Consider the following 17,993-nt stretch of genomic DNA (forward strand, 5'->3'; position numbering starts at 1 on the left):
GACTTCCCCCGCAGGTCAGCGCCGACGGCCCGGGTCGGCCACCCCGTCGAAGCGCCGGCCGGTCGCCGCGTCGGTCCGAAGGTTGGCGTCGACCGAGGTCACCACGTCGGTGCCGAGCCCCTCCAGCGACCGGCCGAGCCCGGCCCAGGCGCGCAGCAGGATCTCCTCGGAGGACCGGTAGCTCTTCTCGAAGGCGGCACCGATGTCGTCCCGACCCCACGGACGGGGTGCGCTGGCCGCCGCGATCTCCCCGCCGAGGCCGGCCCGGCGGGCCGACACCGACTCACCGGCCAGGCGCAGGTCGGTGCCGCCCCGCCGGGCCCGGGCCGGGTCGAGCCAGAGCTGCCCCTCACCCATGCCGTTCGTCCTCCCGCCGGAGCACCGCGTCGGCTCGCCCGAGCAGTGCGCCGAAGTCGCCCGTACGCAGGAAATCCACCGATCCCGAGCCGGCCGGCAGGTGGGCGGCGACCAGTTCCTGGGTGGCCGTGGCCGCCCGGGCGCAGGCCCGGCGCACCGTCGTGGTGATCTTCCGGCTCAGCGCGTGGTGATCGCGGTCCTGATAGACCTCGCCGGTCAGCTCCACCGAGATCAGCTCACCTCGGGCGCCCACCGTCGCGGTGACCTGGCCGTCGTCCGAACGCTCGGTGACCCGCAGCTCGGTCAGTGCGGACCGCAGATCGTCCACGCCGGACCGCAACCGCCGGTACTGGCCGTAAACCTCGTCGAACCGCGCCCGGAGCGCATCGTTCGCGTCCCGGTCCACCCTCTCGGCCAAGGCCACCCTCCCCGGTCACCGTCAGTCAGGCGAACCATACCGGCTGCCACGATCCCGTGGGGTCCGGTAGTTTCGGACGGTGATCGATCGCCGACAGGCCGAGCAGCTCGCCGACGTGTGGGCCCGCCGTGACTCGCGACGCCTGGGCCACGAGTGCCGGGCCACGCTCGACGAGTTCGACCTGGGCTACGTGATCCGGTCGACTGTCGACCGCGCGGTCGACACCAACCCCGGCGACCTGCCGACCACCGTCGTCGACAAGGAGACCGGCGAGGTCACCACCTGGCCCCGGGTGCCGGCGGCCGTGGTGCAGCAGATGTACCGCCGCAGCCGGCCCACCGGCACCCCCGCCCCGCGGACCGTCGACCCGGCCAGCCTGCTGCGGCGCGAGATCCGCCGGCTGCCGACGCCGGCCACCGTGGCGCACCTGACCGTCGAGGGCCGCACCTACCTCGGTCACGGCGTCAAGGGCGAGGTGGCGCTGCGGCATCACCCGCTGGTCCAGGCCTACCTCGACGAGCTACCCCCGGGGCACCTGGTACGCGGGGGTGAGCGGCACGCCGAGATGGTCGTCGTCTCCGACGTGCTGCACGAGTACGACCACCGCCGCGCCGCCGCCGGCCAGCCTCCGCTGACCATGCGCGAGGCCCGGTCGCTGCTCCTGGCGACCGGAGTGGACGTCTTCCTGGTCCGCGAGCCCGGCGATCCGTTTGCCGGCCCGGCGGAACGCCCGTGCGACTCCTGCCTCGACTTCCTGGTCCACTTCGCGGTCGTCGGCTGGTCGGAGCTGGCGTTCACCCGGCAGTGGCGGTCCGGGGAGCAGGCATCACCCGAGCCGGGACGGTTCCCCTCGGAGGTCGCCGACGCGCTGGTGAGCGCGGGCTGGCGTCCAGGGTTCGGTGACGATGGGCTTGCCGAGGAGGCGATCGCGGAAACGATGGAGATCTCCCGCGGGCATCCCGACCTCGCATCCGCGCTGGACGCCCTCACCAGGTTCCCGGGGCTCGTCTCCGGTCGGCGCGGCCCCGGGCGGCAGGTGTGGATCTCGCGGTTCTCCATCGACCCCGTGCACGCCGCGTACACCGTCGACACCCTGGCGGACTTCGGTGCCGTGCTCGGCGTACGCCTGTTTCCGATCGGTGCTCAACACCCGGACGGCATCCTGGCCGTCGACGAGCGCGGCCGGGTCTTCGCGCTGGACCAGGCCGGTGAGTGGTTTCTCGGTGACGACATCGACGCCGCGCTGACCACCCTGCTCCTCGGCCTCGCACCGCCCCGGGTCCGCGACGACGGCACCTGGTGAGGCGTCGGGACGCCCCCCGCCGCGCGGGAAAGCCGGTGCCGCACGGAAACAGTGGCCTCAGCCCTTGTCTGCCGCGAATTCAGTAGCCAAGATGGCAGTCAGACTGCGATTACCTCCGCTGATCCGACTCCCCGCCATCCCTGGAGCGACCTCATCATGAGCGACCAGCAGCTGCGCAACTTCGTCGACGGCACGTACGTGGACCCGGTGGACGGCGGTCACGCCGACCTGATCGACCCCTGCACCGGTGACGTCTTCGCCCGGACGCCCGTCTCCGGCGCGGCGGACGTGGACGCGGCGATGCGGGCCGCCGCCACCGCCTTCGAGACCTGGCGGGACACCACCCCGGCGGAGCGGCAGCGGGCGATGTTGAAGCTCGCCGACGCGGTGGAGTCCCGGGCCGCCGAGCTGGTCGACGCGGAGGTGCGCAACACCGGCAAGCCGCGCCAGCTCACCGCCGAGGAGGAGCTGCCACCGGCGGTGGACCAGTTCCGCTTCTTCGCCGGGGCGGCCCGGATGCTGGAGGGTCGCTCGGCCGGGGAGTACCTGGCGGGGCACACCTCCTACGTGCGGCGCGAGCCGATCGGCGTCTGTGCGCAGGTCACCCCGTGGAACTATCCGCTGATGATGGCGGTCTGGAAGATCGCCCCGGCGTTGGCGGCCGGCAACACGGTGGTGTTGAAGCCGTCGGACACCACGCCGGTGTCGACGCTGCTGCTGGCCGAGATCGCCGCCGAGTTCTTCCCACCGGGGGTGTTCAACGTGGTCTGCGGCGACCGGGACACCGGTCGTGCCCTGGTGGCGCACCCGACCCCGCAGCTGGTGTCGATCACCGGCTCGACCCGGGCCGGCATGGAGGTCGCCGCCGCCGCCGCGCCGGACCTCAAGCGCACCCACCTGGAGCTGGGTGGCAAGGCCCCGGTGGTGGTCTTCGACGACGCGGACGTGGCGGCGGCGGCCGAGGCGATCGCGACGGGCGGCTACTTCAACGCGGGCCAGGACTGCACAGCGGCGACCCGGGTGCTGGTCGGCCCCGGCCTGCACGACGACTTCGTGGCGGCCCTCACCGAGCAGGCCCGCAACACGCGTACGGGTGCCCCGGACGACGCCGACGTGCTCTACGGCCCACTGAACAACGCCGACCAGCTCGCCCGGGTCAGCGGCTTCGTCGACCGGCTGCCCGACCATGCCGACCTGCACACCGGTGGCGCGCGGGTGGGCGGGCGCGGCTACTTCTACTCCCCCACCGTGGTCTCCGGGCTACGCCAGGCCGACGAGATCGTCCAGCAGGAGGTGTTCGGCCCGGTCATCACCGTGCAGCGGTTCACCGACGAGGACGAGGCGGTGCGCTGGGCCAACGGCGTCGACTACGGGCTGTCCGCCTCGGTCTGGACGAAGGACCACGGCCGCGCGATGCGGATGACCCGCCGGCTCGACTTCGGCTGCGTCTGGGTGAACACCCACATCCCGTTCGTGTCGGAGATGCCGCACGGCGGTTTCAAGCACTCCGGGCACGGCAAGGACCTGTCGGTCTACAGCCTGGAGGACTACACCCGGGTCAAGCACGTCATGCACCACGTCGGAGGCTGATCACATGGTCTCCAGCGCGGAGCTGCACCGGCGGCGGGGTGCCGCGGTGGCCCGTGGCGTCGGCAGCGTGATCCACTCCTACGTGGACACCGCCAGCGGCGCAACGATCACCGACGTCGAGGGGCGGGAGTGGATCGACTTCGCCTCCGGCATCGCGGTCACCAGCGTCGGCAACTCCGCCCCCCGGGTGGTGGAGGCGGTACGGGCGCAGGTCGAACGCTTCACCCACACCTGTTTCATGGTGGCGCCGTACGAGTCGTACGTGGCGGTCTGCGAGCAGCTCAACGTGGTGACCCCGGGAACGTTCGAGAAGCGTTCGGCGCTGTTCAACTCGGGTGCCGAGGCGGTGGAGAACGCGGTGAAGGTCGCCCGGCACGCCACCGGCCGGCAGGCGGTGGTGGTCTTCGAGCACGCGTACCACGGCCGGACCAACCTGACCATGGCGTTGACCGCGAAGAACATGCCGTACAAGCACCGGTTCGGGCCGTTCGCCGGGGAGATCCACCGGGTGCCGATGTCGTACCCGCTGCGCGACGGCGGGCTGTCCGGGGCGGAGGCGGCGGCACGGGCGATCGACCTGGTGGAGAAGCAGGTAGGGGCGGAGAACGTGGCCGCGCTGCTGATCGAGCCGATCCAGGGCGAGGGCGGTTTCGTCGTACCGGCGGCGGGTTTCCTGCCGGCGCTGCGCCAGTGGGCGACGGCGGCCGGGGTGGTGTTCGTCGCCGACGAGATCCAGACCGGTTTCTGCCGGACCGGTGACTGGTTCGGCTGCGACCACGAGGGCGTGGTGCCGGATCTGGTCACCCTGGCCAAGGGGATCGCCGGGGGGTTGCCGCTGGCGGCGGTGACCGGCCGGGCCGAGCTGATGGACGCGGTGCACGTCGGCGGCCTCGGCGGCACCTACGGCGGCAACCCGATCGCCTGCGCGGCGGCCCTGGCCAGCATCGCCACGATGCGGGAGCTGGACCTGGCCGCCGCCGCCCGCCGGATCGGGGCGGTCCTCGCCGACCGGTTGCGCGCCGTCGCCGCCCGCGACCCCCGGATCGCGGAGGTACGCGGCCGGGGCGCGATGCTGGCCGTGGAGCTGGTCCGGCCGGGCGGCCTGGTCCCGGACCCGGCCGCCGCCAGCGCCGTCTCGGCGGCCTGCCACGCCGCCGGCCTGCTCACCCTCACCTGCGGCACCTACGGCAACGTGCTGCGGTTCCTGCCGCCGCTGGTCATCTCCGACGACGAGTTGGCCCGGGGGCTGGACATCCTGGACGCCGCCTTCGGCTGACCTCCAGGCCCCGATCGGCACCGCCCGGGTCGCCGCGCAGCCAGGTCGCCGCTGGTGCGCTCAGCGCACCAGCTCGACCAGGTTGCGCCGGATGACGTTCTTGCCGGGCTCCCGCAGCAGTTCCATCGCGGCGGCGTTGAGCAGCACACAACTGCCCGACGGCCCGCTCACCGACACCGTCGCCACCTTCCCGTTGTCCAGGTTCGTCACCCGCAACCGTGTCCCCACCGGGAACCGGTCACTCGTCGCGGCGGGCTTCCCGCCCTCGGCGGAGAAGGTGACCGAGCCGCTGCACACGCCGCCGGGCTGGACGACCGCGCCGGTCGACGACGGTACCGGCCGCAGGGTGACCGGCGGCTGGGCCGCGCCGGGGCGGGTCTCGCCGGGGGCGGGGGCCGCCGGCGCGTCGACGCCGACCCGCTCGACCACGTTGCGGCGGATGACGTTCTTGCCAGGCTCCCGGACCAGCTCCATCGCGGCGGCGTTGAGCAGCACACAACTGCCCGACGGCCCGCTCACCGACACCGTGGTCACCATCCCGTTGTCGAGGTTCGTCACCCGCAACCGTGTCCCCACCGGGAACCGGTCACTCGTCGCGGCGGGTGTGCCACCCTCGGCGGAGAAGGTGACCGGCCCGGAGCAGAGGCTCGGACGGGCGGGCGCGGTGTCGGCGAACCCGAATCCGGTGCCCACTGCGACCACCGCCGTGGCGACCGCCGCGACCCCCGCTGCCAGTACGTGCTTGCGCTGCACCTTCACCACGTCTCCCGTCGTCGTTGCCTGCACCGCCTGATACGGCCCCAACCCGCCCCCCGTTCAACCAACCTCCCCACATCCCTCGATCCCGGCGTCGATCAAGGAGTTGTGGTGGGCTTTTCAGGTCTTTTGATACTGTTTTGCGCTCCCCACAACTTCAAGATCGACAAGGTGGGGGGTGGGGGTGGAGGAGGGCGGATATCTGGGTGGTGATGAGGGTGGGGCGGTGGTAGAGGTCTCGGGCGGTGAAGTGGCGCATGCGCCAGCCCTGTGCCGCCAGCCAGTTCATCCGGGCACGGTCGTGGTTGAGACGGTCGCGGTCGAGGTGGGACAGCCCGTCGTACTCGATGCCGACGCGTGATCGCCGGTACCCGAGGTCCAAGCGGTAGCGCCGAAAGCCGTCGTCATCCGACACCCAGATCTGTGGCTCCGGTGCCGGCAGCCCACCGTCGATCAGGACGAGCCGGAGTTGGCTCTCCTGCCGGCACTCCGACCTGGGGTCGGCGAGCCGTACCAGTTGCCGTGCCTGCTCGACACCCCGCAACCGCGCGTGTCGGGCAAGCTCGGCAGTCAACTCCTCGGGACGACAAGCGCCCACCCGCAGGCACAGGTCGAGAAGTGGCAACGCGTCCAGCCTGGCGACCGTCCTGGCCAGGTCCACCGCGCACCGGTCCGCGGGAGCGCACGGCAGACCGGCCAGCAAAACCGGCTCAGGTACGGCAAGCACCGCCTGGTGCACCACGACGCCCCGGATCTGCGGCACCATCCCACCGGCGGGCACGATCACGTGGAGATCCTCGCTGGGCACGACACCGAACCCGTGCAGTCGAGCACCCGAGTGGAAGCCGACGACCGCCCCCTCCGGAAGCCGACGCAGAAGCGCCTGCCACCGGACGCCCTCCTCACCCACCACCCCACCGACACCACCCGGACCCCGGCTGCTCCGCCTCACCCGGACACTCCCCGCTGCCCAGGCACTCCCCGCCACCCCGACACCGCTCGCCGCCCAGGCACTCCCCGCCACCCCGACACCGCTCGCCGCCCAGGCACTCCCCGCCACCCCGGCACTCCCCGACCCACCGACACCACCCGGACCCCGGCTGCTCCGCGCCACCCGGACGCCCCCCGACCCACCTGTTTCCCCCAGCGCACCGGCCTCTCCCGGCCCGTAGACACCCCGCGACCACCGGCGCAGTTCCCCCTCACCGACCGCCCGCCGAACCTCCTCCCGGCTCCATCCGGCCGACAACAACTCCGAGTACCGCAACAGCCGCCCCGCCATAGTCACCCACCCTGCCCACCACCCAACCTCCCCACCACCCCCTGTGGACAACCCCCCACCCACCTCCCCCACCCCCTGTGGACAACCCCGCCCCACCCCCGTCCCCCCACCCCCGCCCCACCCGCCCACCCCACCTGCCGATCATGGAGTTGTGGTGCCCCGCGAAAGCCACGAAAGATTACCAATCACCCACCACAACTCCATGATCGACGGGGAGGGAGGGGAGGGCGGGCAGCAGGGAGGGCGGGGGGTTAGCGTTCTTCTATTCCCCAGGGGGAGCCGTAGTCGGTGAGCAGGTCGAGGAAGGGGCGCGGGGGCAGGGCCTCCGGGCCGAGCACGCCGACGCCGGACCAGCCGCCGGTGGCGAGGAGTTCCAGGGCCACCACCGGGTTGACCGCGGTCTGCCAGACCACCGCCTGGTGGCCGTACTCCCGCATCGACCACTCGTTGTCGACCACGTGGTAGAGGTACACCCGGCGGGGCCGTCCGTCCGGGCCGGTGCCGGTGACGTACGTGCCGGCGCAGGTCTTGCCGCGCATCCGGTCGCCGAGGGTGGCCGGGTCGGGCAGGCTGGCGGCCACCACGTCGCGGGGAGAGACCTGCACGCCGCGCACCGACACCGGGGTGGTCGAGTCGAGACCGACCTTGTGCAGCGCCCTCAGCACCTCGATGAACTCGTCACCGAGGCCGTACTTGAAGGTGACCCGCCGGGCCTTGACCCAGCGCGGGATCAGCAGCACCTCCTCGTGTTCGACGTTGACGCACTCGACCGGGCCGATACCGGCCGGGAAGTCGAAGACCTCCGGTTCGCTGAACGGTTCGGTGGTGTACCAGCCACGGTCCCGTTCCCAGATCACCGGCGGGTTGAGGCACTCCTCGATGGTGGTCCAGATGGAGAACGACGGAGCGAAGTCGTACCCGTCGACGGTGAGGTTCGCCCCGTCCCGGATGCCGATCTCGTCGATCTCGCTGAACAGCTCGTCGGCGGCGTACCGGGCGAACACGTCGGACAGGCCCGGCTCGATGCCGATGCCGCACAGCGCCAGCCGGCCGGCGTCCACCCAGGCCGAGGCGGCGGCGAACTGCTCGTCACCGAGCTTCACCCCGGTCTGGGTGTAGGGCCGCGCCGGGTGCGGGTGGGACAGCGACATCGCCATGTCCAGGTAGTCGACCCCGGCGGCGAACGCCCCGTCGAAGATCGGCATGACGAAGCGCGGGTCGACAGCGTTGAGCACGTGGGTGATCCGGTGCTCCCGGCAGAGCGCGGCGACCGCGTCCGCCGAGGAGGCGTCGAGTCGGGCGGCGACGAACCGGCCACCGTGTCCGGCGACGGCCCGCTCGGCCCGGGTCAGGTCGTAGTCGGCGACGACGACGGTGGCGAAGAAGGACCGGCGGGCGGCGATGGCGACGGCGGCGGAGCCGACCCCGCCGGCGCCGACGAGCAGGATACGCATCAGGAATCGAACCCCAAACCAAGACGATCGAGCGTACGGAACCAGTGCTGACGCCGGTCGTCGTGCGCGTACGCGTCGGCGCGGACCGGCGACCAGCGGGTGAGGTGGATGTCGGCGGCCGGACGGGGAGGATCGGGGCGGTGGTGCACATACCGGCCGGGCGTCGCCTCGACGAGCGCCCGGCCGGTATGCGGGAGGTTCACGACAGGCCTGTCGCCCGTCGACCGGTCACGTCGGCGACCGGGAGCGCGGCCCGTCGGGACCGTCGACCGCGCAGCATGCTCAGCCCGACGAGCAGCAGGGCGATGCCGAACATCGCCGTGCCGATCACGTTGACCTGCGGCGGGATGCCCCGCTGGGCGGCACCCCAGACGTACATCGGGAAGGTGACGGTGGTGCCGGCGTTGAAGTTCGTCACGATGAAGTCGTCGAAGCTCAGCGAGAAGGCGAGCAGCGCGGCGGCCACGATGCCGGGCAGCACCAGCGGCAGGGTGATCCGCCGGAACGTCTGCCACTCGCTGGCGTAGAGGTCCATCGCGGCCTCCTCCAGCCGCCGGTCCATGCCGGCGAGCCGGGCCTTGACCGTCACCACCACGAACGACACGCAGAACATCACGTGCGCGATGACGATGGTCCAGAAGCCCTGCGGCACCCCGGCCGAGACGAACAGGGCGAGCAGCGAGGTGCCCATCACCAGTTCCGGCGTCGCCATCGGCAGGAAGATCAGCAGGTTGACCCCGCTGCGCCCCCGGAACCGGTGCCGGACCAGGGCGAACGCCATCAGAGTGCCGATCAGGGTGGCCCCGACGGTGGCGATGAACCCGATCTGCACGCTGCGGACCACCGCGTCGCACATCTCGGGGGTGGCGCAGGGCTGTCGCCAGTTGTCCAGGGTGAACTCGTTGAAGTCGTAGGACAGCCGGCTGGACGGGCGGTTGAGGGACAGCCCGGCCACCACGGCGATCGGCAGGAACAGGTAGCCGAGCACCAGCAGGGCGACGATCATCACCCACCGGTCGGCCAACCACCGCGACATCCTCATAGGACATCCTCCGTGCCGGCGCGGCGCAGGTAGACGAAGACGACCGCGAGGATCGCAGCCATCAGCAGGAACGACAGGGCGGCACCCTGCGGGTAGTCCAACCGGACCAGGAACGCCGAGTCGATCACGTTGCCGATCATGTACTCGTTGGGGGTGCCGAGCAGTTCGGCGTTGATGTAGTCGCCGGTCGCCGGGATGAAGAAGAGCAGGGTGCCGGCGGTCAGTCCGGGCATCGACAGCGGCAGGGTGACCTTCCGGAAGGTGTGCAGCGGGCTGGCGTACAGGTCGCTGGCCGCCTCCAGCAGCCGGTAGTCGAGCCGCTCCAGGCTCGCGTACAACGGCAGGACCAGGAACGGCAGGAAGTTGTACGTCAACCCGAGCACCACCGCGACCGGGGTGGCGAGCAGTCGCCCGTCCGGGCCGAGCAGGTGCACGTCCCGCAGCAGCCCGACCAGCGCGCCATTGTCCGACAGGATGGTCTTCCAGGCCAGGGTACGTACCAGGAAGCTGGTGAACATCGGGGCGACCACGCAGACCAGCAGCAGGTTCTTCCACCGGCCGGCCTTCTGCGCGATCGCGTACGCCAGCGGGTAGCCCAGCAGCAGCGCCAGCAGCAGCGCCGCCCCGGCGTAGCCGAACGACCGGGCGAACTGCGGCCAGTACGCCTGCACCGCCTCCGGATAGTTTCCGAACGCCCAGGTCAGCGCGTAACCGGTGGAGAGCGAGCCGGCCGGGTCGTAGAGGCTGGCGGCGGCGAGCTGGAGCAGTGGCACGGCGAAGAACAGCAGTAGCCAGGCCGCCCCCGGCACCAGCAGCAGGTACGGCAGCAGTCGGTGCCGGCCGGGCCGGGCCGGTGGCGGCGAGGCGACCGACGGGCCCCCGCCGCCCAGCTGCGCCAGTGCGGTCACGACGGCGCCCCGACCGGCTCGCCGAGCAGCGGGGTGGTCCGGTCGTCCTGGCCCGGCTCGCGGGGCAGCAGGAAGGCGTGCCGGGGATCCCAGTGCGCCACCACTGACGCGCCGACCGGCCGCTGCCCGACCAGACCGCTGTTCGCCGTGAACGCGGACAGTTCACTGCCCCATCCGGTACGCACCAGGTACTGGGTGCTCACCCCCACGTACGACGCGTCGGTGACCACCCCGTCGACGTGCTGGTGGCCGGTGGGCACCTGGTCGGCGGTGTCGACCAGGTGCAGCTTCTCGGGACGTACCCCCAGGTAGACCGGACCCCGGTCGGTGCGGGCCCGGTCGACGGGCACCGAGAAGCGCACGCCGCGCGCGGTGACCGGCACCTCGGACCCGGCCGGGCCGGCGGCGTCGGCGGCGAGCAGGTTGGACTGGCCGAGGAAGTTCGCCACGAACGCGGTCGCCGGGTACTCGTAGAGTTCGGCCGGGGCGCCGAGCTGTTCGATCCGCCCGGCGTTCATCACCGCGACCGTGTCGGCCATCGTCATGGCCTCCTCCTGGTCGTGGGTGACGTGCACGAAGGTGATGCCGACCTCGGTCTGGATGCGTTTCAGCTCGATCTGCATCTGCCGGCGCAGCTTCAGGTCGAGCGCGCCGAGCGGCTCGTCGAGCAGCAGCACCTGCGGGTGGTTGATCAGGGCACGGGCCAGTGCGACCCGCTGCTGCTGGCCGCCGGAGAGCTGGGCCGGGCGACGCCGTTCGTAGCCGTCGAGCTGGACCAGCGACAGCATCCGGCGGACCTGGTCGCCGACCTTGCGGATGCCGCGCCGCCGCAGCCCGAAGGCCACGTTCTCGGCGATGTCCAGGTGCGGGAAGAGCGCGTAGCTCTGGAAGACCGTGTTGACCGGCCGCTGGTACGGCCGCAGCCGGGCGATGTCCCGGTCGCCCAGGAGCACCTGGCCGGCGGTGGGCTCCTCCAGCCCGGCGATCATCCGCAGGGTGGTCGTCTTGCCGCAGCCGGACGCCCCGAGCAGGGCGAAGAAGGAGCCCTGCGGGACGGTCAGGCTGAGGTCGTCGACGGCGGTGAAGACGCCGAACCGCTTGGTCAGGTGGGCCAGCCGCAGGTCACCGGCCGGTGCCTCGTTCGCCATCCCGCTCACGCCCCGATGACCTGCTGGAACTTCGACTCGTATTCCTTCTCCTGTTTCTCGTCCAGGGCCATGAAGACCTTGGACTTCGCCAGCAGGGCGTCGTCCGGGAAGATCAGCGGGTTGGCGGCCAGCTCCGGGTCGATCTTCTCCATCTCGGCCTGCGCGCCCTTGACCGGGCAGATGTAGTTGACGTAGGCGGCCAGCTTGGCGGCCACCGTCGGCTGGTAGTAGTAGTCGATCAGCGCTTCGGCGTTGGCCCGGTGGGTGGCCTTGTTCGGCACCAGCATGTTGTCGCTGAACAGCATCACCCCGGAGTCCGGTGCGACGAATTTGACCTTGGGGTTGTCACCGGCCAGCTGGATCACGTCGCCGGACCAGCCGATGCACGCGGCGATGTCCCCCTTGGCCAGGTCGGGAGCGTAGTCGTTGCCGGTGAACCGGCGGATCTGCTTGGATTCGACGGCCTTGCGCAGCTTGTTGAGCGCGTCGTCGAACTGGGCCGGGGTGAACTTCGCCGGGTCGTGCCCGTTCGACTGAAGCAGCAGGCCCATGGTGTCCCGCATCTCCGACAGGGCGGTCACCTTGCCCTTGAGGTCGGCACGGGTGAGCAACTCGTCGACCGTCCGGAGCTCCCCGGTCACGCTGCCGTTGTAGGCCAGCCCGGCGAGGCCGGACTGCCACGGCACGGCGATCCGGTCCTCCGGGTCGAAGGAGCGCCCGCGCAGCGACGGCAGCAGGTTGGCCGCCACGTTCGGCAGCTTGGCCGCGTCGAGCTTCTGGATCCAGCCGAGCCGGATCATCCGGGCGGCCATCCAGTCGGTGAGGACGATGATGTCCCGCCCGGTGCTCTGACAGCCGGCCAGTTGGTTCTGCACCTTGCCGAAGAACTCGTTGTTGTCGTTGATGTCCTCGGTGTAGGTGACCTTGATGCCGCTGGCGGCCACGAACGCGTCGAGGCTGGGCCGCTTCGCCGCGTCCTTGTCGTCCACGTCCATGTACTGCGGCCAGTTGGAGAAGGCGAGGGTCTTCTCCGTGGCCGACAGGTCGTCGCTCTTGCAGCCGTCCTCGGTCTGGGTCGCGGCCTTCGTGCCGCAGCCGGCGAGGCTGCCGCCCGCGGCGAGCAGGGCGGCCGATCCGAGGGTGCCGGTGAGCAGTCCACGCCGGGTGAGGGGCCGGAGGGGAGTACGCATGTGACGACTCCTAGGGGGTCGTCCGTCGGCGGCGGGGACGGGGGTGCGGCGCCGGCGGGAGGGGTCGGGTGCCTGAGACGACCGATCCTGGCATGAGGTGACCAGCCCCACAAGGGATTCCGTTGCCGCAATAACCTCTGACGACGAATTACGCCAGACTGCGCCATAGCACTAGGCTCGGCTGGGGGAACCGACATGGGGAGCGGTCGATGACGATCCGACAGCAGGAGAACGGCACCGGCGGCCGGCGCGTCGCGGTGCGCGACGGTGCCAGTCACGCGCTGTTGGACGACGTGGCGAAACAGATCATCGAGCAGCTCCAGGAGGACGGCCGCCGGCCGTACGCGACCATCGGCAAGGCGGTCGGGCTCTCCGAGGCGGCCGTCCGCCAGCGGGTGCAGCGACTGCTCGACGCCGGGGTGATGCAGATCGTCGCGGTGACCGACCCGCTCCAGCTCGGCTTCCCCCGCCAGGCCATGATCGGCCTACGCACCGACGGCGACCTGGAGGCCGTCGCCGACCGGCTGGCCGGATTCGAGGAGATCGACTACGTGGTGATCACCGCCGGCTCGTTCGACCTGCTCGCCGAGGTGGTCTGCCGCAACGACGCCCACCTCCTGGAGATCCTGCAACGGCTACGGTCGGTGCCCGGGGTGCTCGCCACCGAGGCGTTCGTCTATCTCAAGCTCCGCAAGCAGACCTACACCTGGGGTACGGCCTGAGCCCACCCGCCGTGGTCCACCACGCGAGGCTCAGGCCCGATCCACACCCCGGGGCTCAGCGGGAGGTGGCGACGACGAAGGTGCGCCACGCGTCGGGGGCGAAGCTCAGCGTGCCGCCGGCCCGGTCCTTGCTGTCCCGCACCAGCACCCGACCGGACAGGTTGTCCGCCACCTCGACACAGTCGCCACCGTTGTTGCTGCTGCGGCTGGCGGTCCGCCAGCGGGGCTCGATCACGTCCATCTCTCCACCGCTCACTTCTGGGCGGCGACGAAGGCACGCCAGACCTCTGGGGTGAAGGTCAGCGTGCCGCCGACCCGGTCCTTGCTGTCCCGCACCAGCACCCGACCGGACAGGTTGTCCGCCACCTCGACACAGTCACCACCGTTACTGCTGCTCCGAGTAGCCGTGCGCCAGCGGGGCTCGATCACGTCCATCTCTTCACCGCTTCCCGAATCAAGGCGCTCGACTGGCGGACGGACAGCGCCTCGCCCGCTACGCTCTCCCACCTTCTGCCCAGGCTAGCAATGTCGGCGCTCTCGGTCACCATCTCGCCACGGAGTTGGTTGTCCAGATAGGCCACCTCGGACCCATCCGGCAGCCGAGCCAGCATGAACGGCCCGGCCAGACCGGCGTGCCAAGGCTCGTCCGCAGGAATCACCCGAACCTGCACATGTTCCCGGCCAGCGACGTCCGCCAGGTGACGCACCTGGCGGGCCATCACCCCGGGATTGCCGACCGTCCGGCACAACACAGCCTCGTCGACCACGATCACCAGTTGCGGCGGAGGGTCACGGTCGAGCACCGCCTGCCGCGCCAACCGGCTGACGACGAGTTGTTCGACCTCGTCGGTGGACAGCCCTCCGGCGCGCAGTACCGCTCGGGCATAGTCCTCGGTCTGCACGAGGCCGGGCAACACCAGCGGCTGGTATGAGCGGATCGAGGTGGCGTCCTGTTCCAGTTCCGCCCACGGGCGGAACCAGGGCAGGTCGCGGCGACGGTAGGGCTCGGGCCAGAGTTCGGCCGGCTCCCGGCCAAGAATTCCGGCGACCACCACCCGGGTACGCGGATGCGGCACCCGCCCCGAGCTGAGCCACCGCCCCGCCGTCTTCGGATCCACCCCCACCCGATGCGCCAGGGACTCGACCGTCTCCCCGCGTTCCGCCATCGCCACCCGAAGCACCTCGTTCACCGGCAGCCCCTTTCCGCCCGACCGACACGCTCCGACGCACCGTAGCCACAGTGCGTGTCGACGTCCGCCCGTCATCGGCGTGTCGGCGCGGGACCTCTCCCAAGGGTCCGCAAGGTGCCCCGGAAGGTCCGCGAAGCGTCCCGGAAGTGCACCTGGATCCACTCTCGGGAGCCGGTATGGCGGCCTCCCCCGTGCCCGGATACCGCTAGCTGGCCGCCATTGAGTCGATCATGCCCCACCGAGGCCGGCCGGCGCGGGGTCGGCGGAGCGAGCATCCAGCCGGGCTGCCACCATCCCCAGGGGCATACGGATTCCGTTGCATTGCACCCCCACTCATGCTGAATCCGTCGCCGCTGACGCGAACTAGGCTTGCATTTCGCGGTCGAGCTGTGGGATAACCGTGGGCAGAGCGGCCGGTGTGTCACCCCTGACCGGCCCGTGACCGATGGGGCTGACATGGCCGACGCCACCGACCACCTCTGGATGCACTTCACCCGGATGGCCAGCTACGCCACCGGCGAGGTGCCCACCATCGTGCGCGGCGAGGGCACGTACGTCTGGGACGCGCAGGGTCGCCGCTACCTGGACGGGCTCGCCGGGCTGTTCGTCGTCAACGCCGGGCACGGGCGCACCGAGCTGGCCGAGGCCGCCGCGAAGCAGGCCGGCGAGCTGGCCTACTTCCCGCTCTGGTCGTACGCCCACCCGAAGGCCGTCGAGCTGGCCGAGCGGATCGCCTCGCTGACGCCCGGCGACCTGAACCGGGTCTTCTTCACCACCGGCGGCTCGGAGGCCGTCGAGACGGCATGGAAGCTGGCCCGTGCCTACTTCAAGCGCACCGGCAGGCCCACCAAGCACAAGGTGGTCAGCCGGTACCTCGCCTATCACGGCACCTCGATGGGCGCCCTGTCGATCACCGGACTGCCCGGCATCAAGACGGACTTCGAGCCGTTGGTGCCCGGTGGGATCAAGGTGCCGAACACCAACTTCTACCGGGCTCCCGAGCACGGCGACTCGCCCGAGGCGTTCGGCGTCTGGGCCGCCGACGAGATCCGCCGGGCCATCGAGCGGGAGGGGCCGGACACGGTCGCGGCGGTGTTCCTGGAGCCGTTGCAGAACTCCGGCGGCTGCTTCCCGCCGCCGCCCGGTTACTTCCAGCGGGTACGCGAGATCTGCGACACGTACGACGTGCTGCTCGTCTCCGACGAGGTGATCTGCTCGTGGGGCCGGCTCGGCGAGTACTTCGGCGCCGTCCGGTACGGCTACCAGCCCGACATCATCACCACCGCCAAGGGCATCACCTCCGGCTACGCCCCGCTCGGCGCGATGATCGCCAGCGACCGGCTGATGGAGCCGTTCCTCACCGAGACCGGCATGTTCGCCCACGGGGTGACCTTCGGCGGGCACCCGGTCTCCTGCGCGGTGGCCCTGGCCAACCTGGAGGTGTTCGCCCGGGAGGACCTGATCGGCCACGTCCGGGCCCATCAGGACGCCTTCCGGTCCACCCTGGAGAAGCTCACCGACCTGCCGATCGTCGGCGACGTCCGGGGCGACGGCTACTTCTACGGCATCGAGCTGGTCAAGGACAAGACCACCAGGGCGACCTTCGACGAGGCCGAGTCGGAGCGGCTGCTGCGCGGTTTCCTGTCGTCGGCGCTCTTCGCCGCCGGGCTCTACTGCCGGGCCGACGACCGGGGCGACCCGGTGGTGCAGCTCGCCCCGCCGCTGATCGCCGGGCAGGAGCAGTTCGACGAGATGGAGCAGATCCTGCGCGCCGTACTCACCGAGGCGTGGTCCCGCCTGTAACCGTCCCCGCCCCGCCGGCCCGGCCGGCGCTGTCGTCGCGGAGCCCGCAATGCGCTACCAGGAGCTGTCCCACTGGCTGTCCACGGTGAACGAACCGTTGACCCCGCTCCCGGCCCTGCCCGGTGACGCCGACGCCGACGTGGTGATCGTCGGTGCCGGCTACACCGGGCTGTGGACGGCGTACTACCTCGCGGTGGCCGATCCGACGCTGCGGATCGTCGTGCTGGAGGCGGAGATCGCCGGGTACGGCGCGTCCGGGCGCAACGGCGGCTGGTGCTCGGCGCTGCTGCCCACCTCGCTGCCGGCGCTGGCCCGCCGGCACGGCCGACCACAGGCGCTGGCGATGCAGCGGGCCATGCAGGATACGGTGCGCGAGGTGGGCCGGGTGGCCGCCGCCGAGGGGATCGACTGCGACTGGCAGCACAGCGGGACGGTGCTGCTGGCCCGTACCGACGTCCAGCTCGGCCGGGCCCGCGCCGCCGTCGACGAGGCCCGCGACCACGGCCTCGACCCCGACGACCTGGTCCTGCTCGACGCCGCCGGGGCCGCCGCCCGATGCGCCGCCGAGGGGGTACGCGGTGGCACGTACACCCCGCACTGCGCCGCCGTGCACCCGGCGAAGCTGGTCCGTGGCCTGGCCCGCGCGGTGCGACGGCACGGGGTGACCCTGTACGAGCGCTCCCCGGTCACCGCGATCCGGCCCGGCGCGGCGGTCACCCCGCACGGGACGGTACGGGCGGCGGTGGTGGTCCGGGCCACCGAGGCGTACACGCCGATGCTGCCCGGCCACCGCCGGACCGTCGCCCCGGTCTACTCGCTGATGGTCGCCACCGAACCGCTGTCCGAGGCCACCTGGCAGCGGATCGGGCTGGCCGACCGGGAGACCTTCTCCGACTACCGGCACCTCATCGTGTACGGCCAGCGCACAGCGGACGGCAGGCTGGCCTTCGGCGGGCGCGGTGCCCCGTACCACTTCGGATCGCGGATCTCCCCCGACCACGACCGGGAGCCACGGGTCTTCGCCGCACTCCGCCGTACGCTGGGGGAACTCTTCCCGGTGCTCGGGCCGGACGTGCCGGTCGCCCGGGCCTGGGGCGGCCCGCTCGGGGTGGCCCGGGACTGGTCCGCCTCGGTCGGACTGGACCGGTCGTCCGGGTTGGGCTGGGCCGGCGGCTACGTCGGCGACGGGGTGGGCACGAGCAACCTCGCCGGCCGTACCCTGGCCGACCTGATCCGGGGCGTGGAGTCGGAGCTGACCGCCCTCCCCTGGGTCGGCCACCGCTCCCCCCGCTGGGAGCCGGAGCCGCTGCGCTGGTTGGCGATCAACGCCGGCCTGCGGGTGATGTCCTCGGCGGACGGAGCCGAACACCGCACCGGCCGCCCCGCCCGCCGCGCCACCACCTTCGCCCACCTCCTGGGCCACTGAACCCCTGAGTCCCTGCGCCCCTCCCCGGCTCCTCCCTGCCGCCCGCCGACCCCCGCTGAAGCCGGTGAGGCCGGTTACGCCGGTGAGGCCGGTTACGCCGGTGAGGCCGGTTACGCCGGTGAGGCCGG

The 17,993-nt window shown here is 71.5% G+C and carries 19 protein-coding genes and 1 pseudogene; 6 read left to right on the top strand and 14 right to left on the bottom strand.

Going from position 1 to position 17,993, the window contains the following annotated elements:
• Positions 1-15: 15 nt before the first annotated feature.
• Both GA0070623_RS13350 and GA0070623_RS13355 read right to left on the bottom strand, forming a co-directional pair.
• On the bottom strand, positions 16-357 hold the full coding sequence (locus tag GA0070623_RS13350; protein ID WP_067314200.1) for a hypothetical protein: 342 nt from the start codon (positions 355-357) through the stop codon (positions 16-18).
• Positions 350-781, bottom strand: a complete 432-nt coding sequence (locus tag GA0070623_RS13355) for a YbaB/EbfC family nucleoid-associated protein (RefSeq protein ID WP_231932777.1) — start codon at positions 779-781, stop codon at positions 350-352. The genes GA0070623_RS13350 and GA0070623_RS13355 overlap by 8 nt, the downstream gene beginning before the upstream one ends.
• A gap of 73 nt (positions 782-854) precedes the next feature.
• Here GA0070623_RS13355 and GA0070623_RS13360 point away from each other — a divergent pair, with 73 nt between their 5' ends.
• The 3 genes from GA0070623_RS13360 to gabT all read left to right on the top strand — a co-directional run bounded on the left by GA0070623_RS13360 (position 855) and on the right by gabT (position 4,944).
• Positions 855-2,078 (top strand): SUKH-3 domain-containing protein, encoded by a 1,224-nt coding sequence (locus tag GA0070623_RS13360; protein ID WP_067314198.1) that lies wholly within the window; start codon positions 855-857, stop codon positions 2,076-2,078.
• 156 nt (positions 2,079-2,234) lie between these two features.
• Positions 2,235-3,668, top strand: coding sequence for a gamma-aminobutyraldehyde dehydrogenase (locus GA0070623_RS13365; protein WP_067314196.1), 1,434 nt, complete (start codon positions 2,235-2,237; stop codon positions 3,666-3,668).
• Between the two features lie 4 nt (positions 3,669-3,672).
• Complete coding sequence (gabT, locus tag GA0070623_RS13370; protein ID WP_067314194.1) at positions 3,673-4,944, top strand: 4-aminobutyrate--2-oxoglutarate transaminase; 1,272 nt, start codon at positions 3,673-3,675, stop codon at positions 4,942-4,944.
• 60 nt (positions 4,945-5,004) lie between these two features.
• On the opposite strand, the gene GA0070623_RS13375 is transcribed toward gabT, so the two are convergent.
• From GA0070623_RS13375 to GA0070623_RS13410, 9 genes and pseudogenes are all read right to left on the bottom strand, one after another.
• Complete coding sequence (locus tag GA0070623_RS13375) at positions 5,005-5,703, bottom strand: RlpA-like double-psi beta-barrel domain-containing protein (RefSeq protein ID WP_089004315.1); 699 nt, start codon at positions 5,701-5,703, stop codon at positions 5,005-5,007.
• A gap of 154 nt (positions 5,704-5,857) precedes the next feature.
• A complete protein-coding gene (locus GA0070623_RS13380) occupies positions 5,858-6,487 on the bottom strand; it encodes an endonuclease domain-containing protein (protein WP_231932778.1) in 630 nt (209 codons plus the stop codon).
• 429 nt (positions 6,488-6,916) lie between these two features.
• A pseudogene (locus GA0070623_RS31665) lies at positions 6,917-6,982 on the bottom strand (hypothetical protein); the annotation flags it as partial.
• 251 nt (positions 6,983-7,233) lie between these two features.
• Positions 7,234-8,436 (bottom strand): saccharopine dehydrogenase family protein, encoded by a 1,203-nt coding sequence (locus tag GA0070623_RS13385; RefSeq protein ID WP_067315262.1) that lies wholly within the window; start codon positions 8,434-8,436, stop codon positions 7,234-7,236.
• Positions 8,436-8,639 (bottom strand): hypothetical protein, encoded by a 204-nt coding sequence (locus GA0070623_RS13390; RefSeq protein WP_067315264.1) that lies wholly within the window; start codon positions 8,637-8,639, stop codon positions 8,436-8,438. The genes GA0070623_RS13385 and GA0070623_RS13390 overlap by 1 nt, the downstream gene beginning before the upstream one ends.
• Positions 8,636-9,478, bottom strand: a complete 843-nt coding sequence (locus GA0070623_RS13395; RefSeq protein ID WP_067315266.1) for an ABC transporter permease — start codon at positions 9,476-9,478, stop codon at positions 8,636-8,638. The genes GA0070623_RS13390 and GA0070623_RS13395 overlap by 4 nt, the downstream gene beginning before the upstream one ends.
• Entirely contained in the window at positions 9,475-10,377 is a 903-nt protein-coding gene (locus GA0070623_RS13400) for an ABC transporter permease (RefSeq protein WP_089004316.1), read from the bottom strand. Before GA0070623_RS13400 ends, GA0070623_RS13395 begins: the two co-directional genes overlap by 4 nt.
• 5 nt (positions 10,378-10,382) lie before the next feature.
• Entirely contained in the window at positions 10,383-11,534 is a 1,152-nt protein-coding gene (locus GA0070623_RS13405; RefSeq protein WP_067315271.1) for an ABC transporter ATP-binding protein, read from the bottom strand.
• 5 nt (positions 11,535-11,539) lie between these two features.
• Positions 11,540-12,724: a polyamine ABC transporter substrate-binding protein gene (locus tag GA0070623_RS13410; RefSeq protein ID WP_067315273.1), complete on the bottom strand. Its 1,185-nt coding sequence runs from the start codon at positions 12,722-12,724 to the stop codon at positions 11,540-11,542.
• Positions 12,725-12,933: 209 nt separating this feature from the next.
• On the opposite strand from GA0070623_RS13410, the gene GA0070623_RS13415 reads away from it, so the two are divergent.
• Positions 12,934-13,446 (top strand): Lrp/AsnC family transcriptional regulator, encoded by a 513-nt coding sequence (locus tag GA0070623_RS13415; RefSeq protein ID WP_067315275.1) that lies wholly within the window; start codon positions 12,934-12,936, stop codon positions 13,444-13,446.
• Positions 13,447-13,501: 55 nt separating this feature from the next.
• Here GA0070623_RS13415 and GA0070623_RS13420 read toward each other — a convergent pair whose 3' ends face one another.
• From GA0070623_RS13420 to GA0070623_RS13430, 3 genes are read right to left on the bottom strand one after another with little or no spacing between them, the layout of a single operon-like run.
• Positions 13,502-13,687: a DUF397 domain-containing protein gene (locus GA0070623_RS13420; protein ID WP_089004036.1), complete on the bottom strand. Its 186-nt coding sequence runs from the start codon at positions 13,685-13,687 to the stop codon at positions 13,502-13,504.
• An 11-nt stretch (positions 13,688-13,698) separates the two neighbouring features.
• Positions 13,699-13,881 (bottom strand): DUF397 domain-containing protein, encoded by a 183-nt coding sequence (locus GA0070623_RS13425; RefSeq protein ID WP_089004037.1) that lies wholly within the window; start codon positions 13,879-13,881, stop codon positions 13,699-13,701.
• Positions 13,872-14,636, bottom strand: a complete 765-nt coding sequence (locus GA0070623_RS13430; RefSeq protein ID WP_067315605.1) for a helix-turn-helix domain-containing protein — start codon at positions 14,634-14,636, stop codon at positions 13,872-13,874. The genes GA0070623_RS13425 and GA0070623_RS13430 overlap by 10 nt, the downstream gene beginning before the upstream one ends.
• 456 nt (positions 14,637-15,092) lie before the next feature.
• Between GA0070623_RS13430 and GA0070623_RS13435 the strand changes: the two genes are divergently transcribed.
• Together GA0070623_RS13435 and GA0070623_RS13440 are read left to right on the top strand one after the other, a co-directional pair.
• Positions 15,093-16,439, top strand: a complete 1,347-nt coding sequence (locus GA0070623_RS13435; protein ID WP_067315602.1) for an aspartate aminotransferase family protein — start codon at positions 15,093-15,095, stop codon at positions 16,437-16,439.
• Between the two features lie 49 nt (positions 16,440-16,488).
• Positions 16,489-17,865 (top strand): NAD(P)/FAD-dependent oxidoreductase, encoded by a 1,377-nt coding sequence (locus tag GA0070623_RS13440; RefSeq protein WP_067315598.1) that lies wholly within the window; start codon positions 16,489-16,491, stop codon positions 17,863-17,865.
• The last annotated feature ends 128 nt before the right edge of the window (positions 17,866-17,993 follow it).

This window comes from Micromonospora rifamycinica (assembly GCF_900090265.1).
GTDB lineage: Bacteria > Actinomycetota > Actinomycetes > Mycobacteriales > Micromonosporaceae > Micromonospora > Micromonospora rifamycinica.

Coding starts and splice junctions, on each gene's coding strand:
- GA0070623_RS13350 (WP_067314200.1), bottom strand. CDS start 357: ATGGGTGAGGGGCAGCTCTGGCTCGACCCGGCCCGGGCCCGGCGGGGC.
- GA0070623_RS13365 (WP_067314196.1), top strand. CDS start 2,235: ATGAGCGACCAGCAGCTGCGCAACTTCGTCGACGGCACGTACGTGGAC.
- gabT (WP_067314194.1), top strand. CDS start 3,673: ATGGTCTCCAGCGCGGAGCTGCACCGGCGGCGGGGTGCCGCGGTGGCC.
- GA0070623_RS13385 (WP_067315262.1), bottom strand. CDS start 8,436: ATGCGTATCCTGCTCGTCGGCGCCGGCGGGGTCGGCTCCGCCGCCGTC.
- GA0070623_RS13395 (WP_067315266.1), bottom strand. CDS start 9,478: ATGAGGATGTCGCGGTGGTTGGCCGACCGGTGGGTGATGATCGTCGCC.
- GA0070623_RS13405 (WP_067315271.1), bottom strand. CDS start 11,534: ATGGCGAACGAGGCACCGGCCGGTGACCTGCGGCTGGCCCACCTGACC.
- GA0070623_RS13410 (WP_067315273.1), bottom strand. CDS start 12,724: ATGCGTACTCCCCTCCGGCCCCTCACCCGGCGTGGACTGCTCACCGGC.
- GA0070623_RS13415 (WP_067315275.1), top strand. CDS start 12,934: ATGACGATCCGACAGCAGGAGAACGGCACCGGCGGCCGGCGCGTCGCG.
- GA0070623_RS13420 (WP_089004036.1), bottom strand. CDS start 13,687: ATGGACGTGATCGAGCCCCGCTGGCGGACCGCCAGCCGCAGCAGCAAC.
- GA0070623_RS13425 (WP_089004037.1), bottom strand. CDS start 13,881: ATGGACGTGATCGAGCCCCGCTGGCGCACGGCTACTCGGAGCAGCAGT.
- GA0070623_RS13435 (WP_067315602.1), top strand. CDS start 15,093: ATGGCCGACGCCACCGACCACCTCTGGATGCACTTCACCCGGATGGCC.
- GA0070623_RS13440 (WP_067315598.1), top strand. CDS start 16,489: ATGCGCTACCAGGAGCTGTCCCACTGGCTGTCCACGGTGAACGAACCG.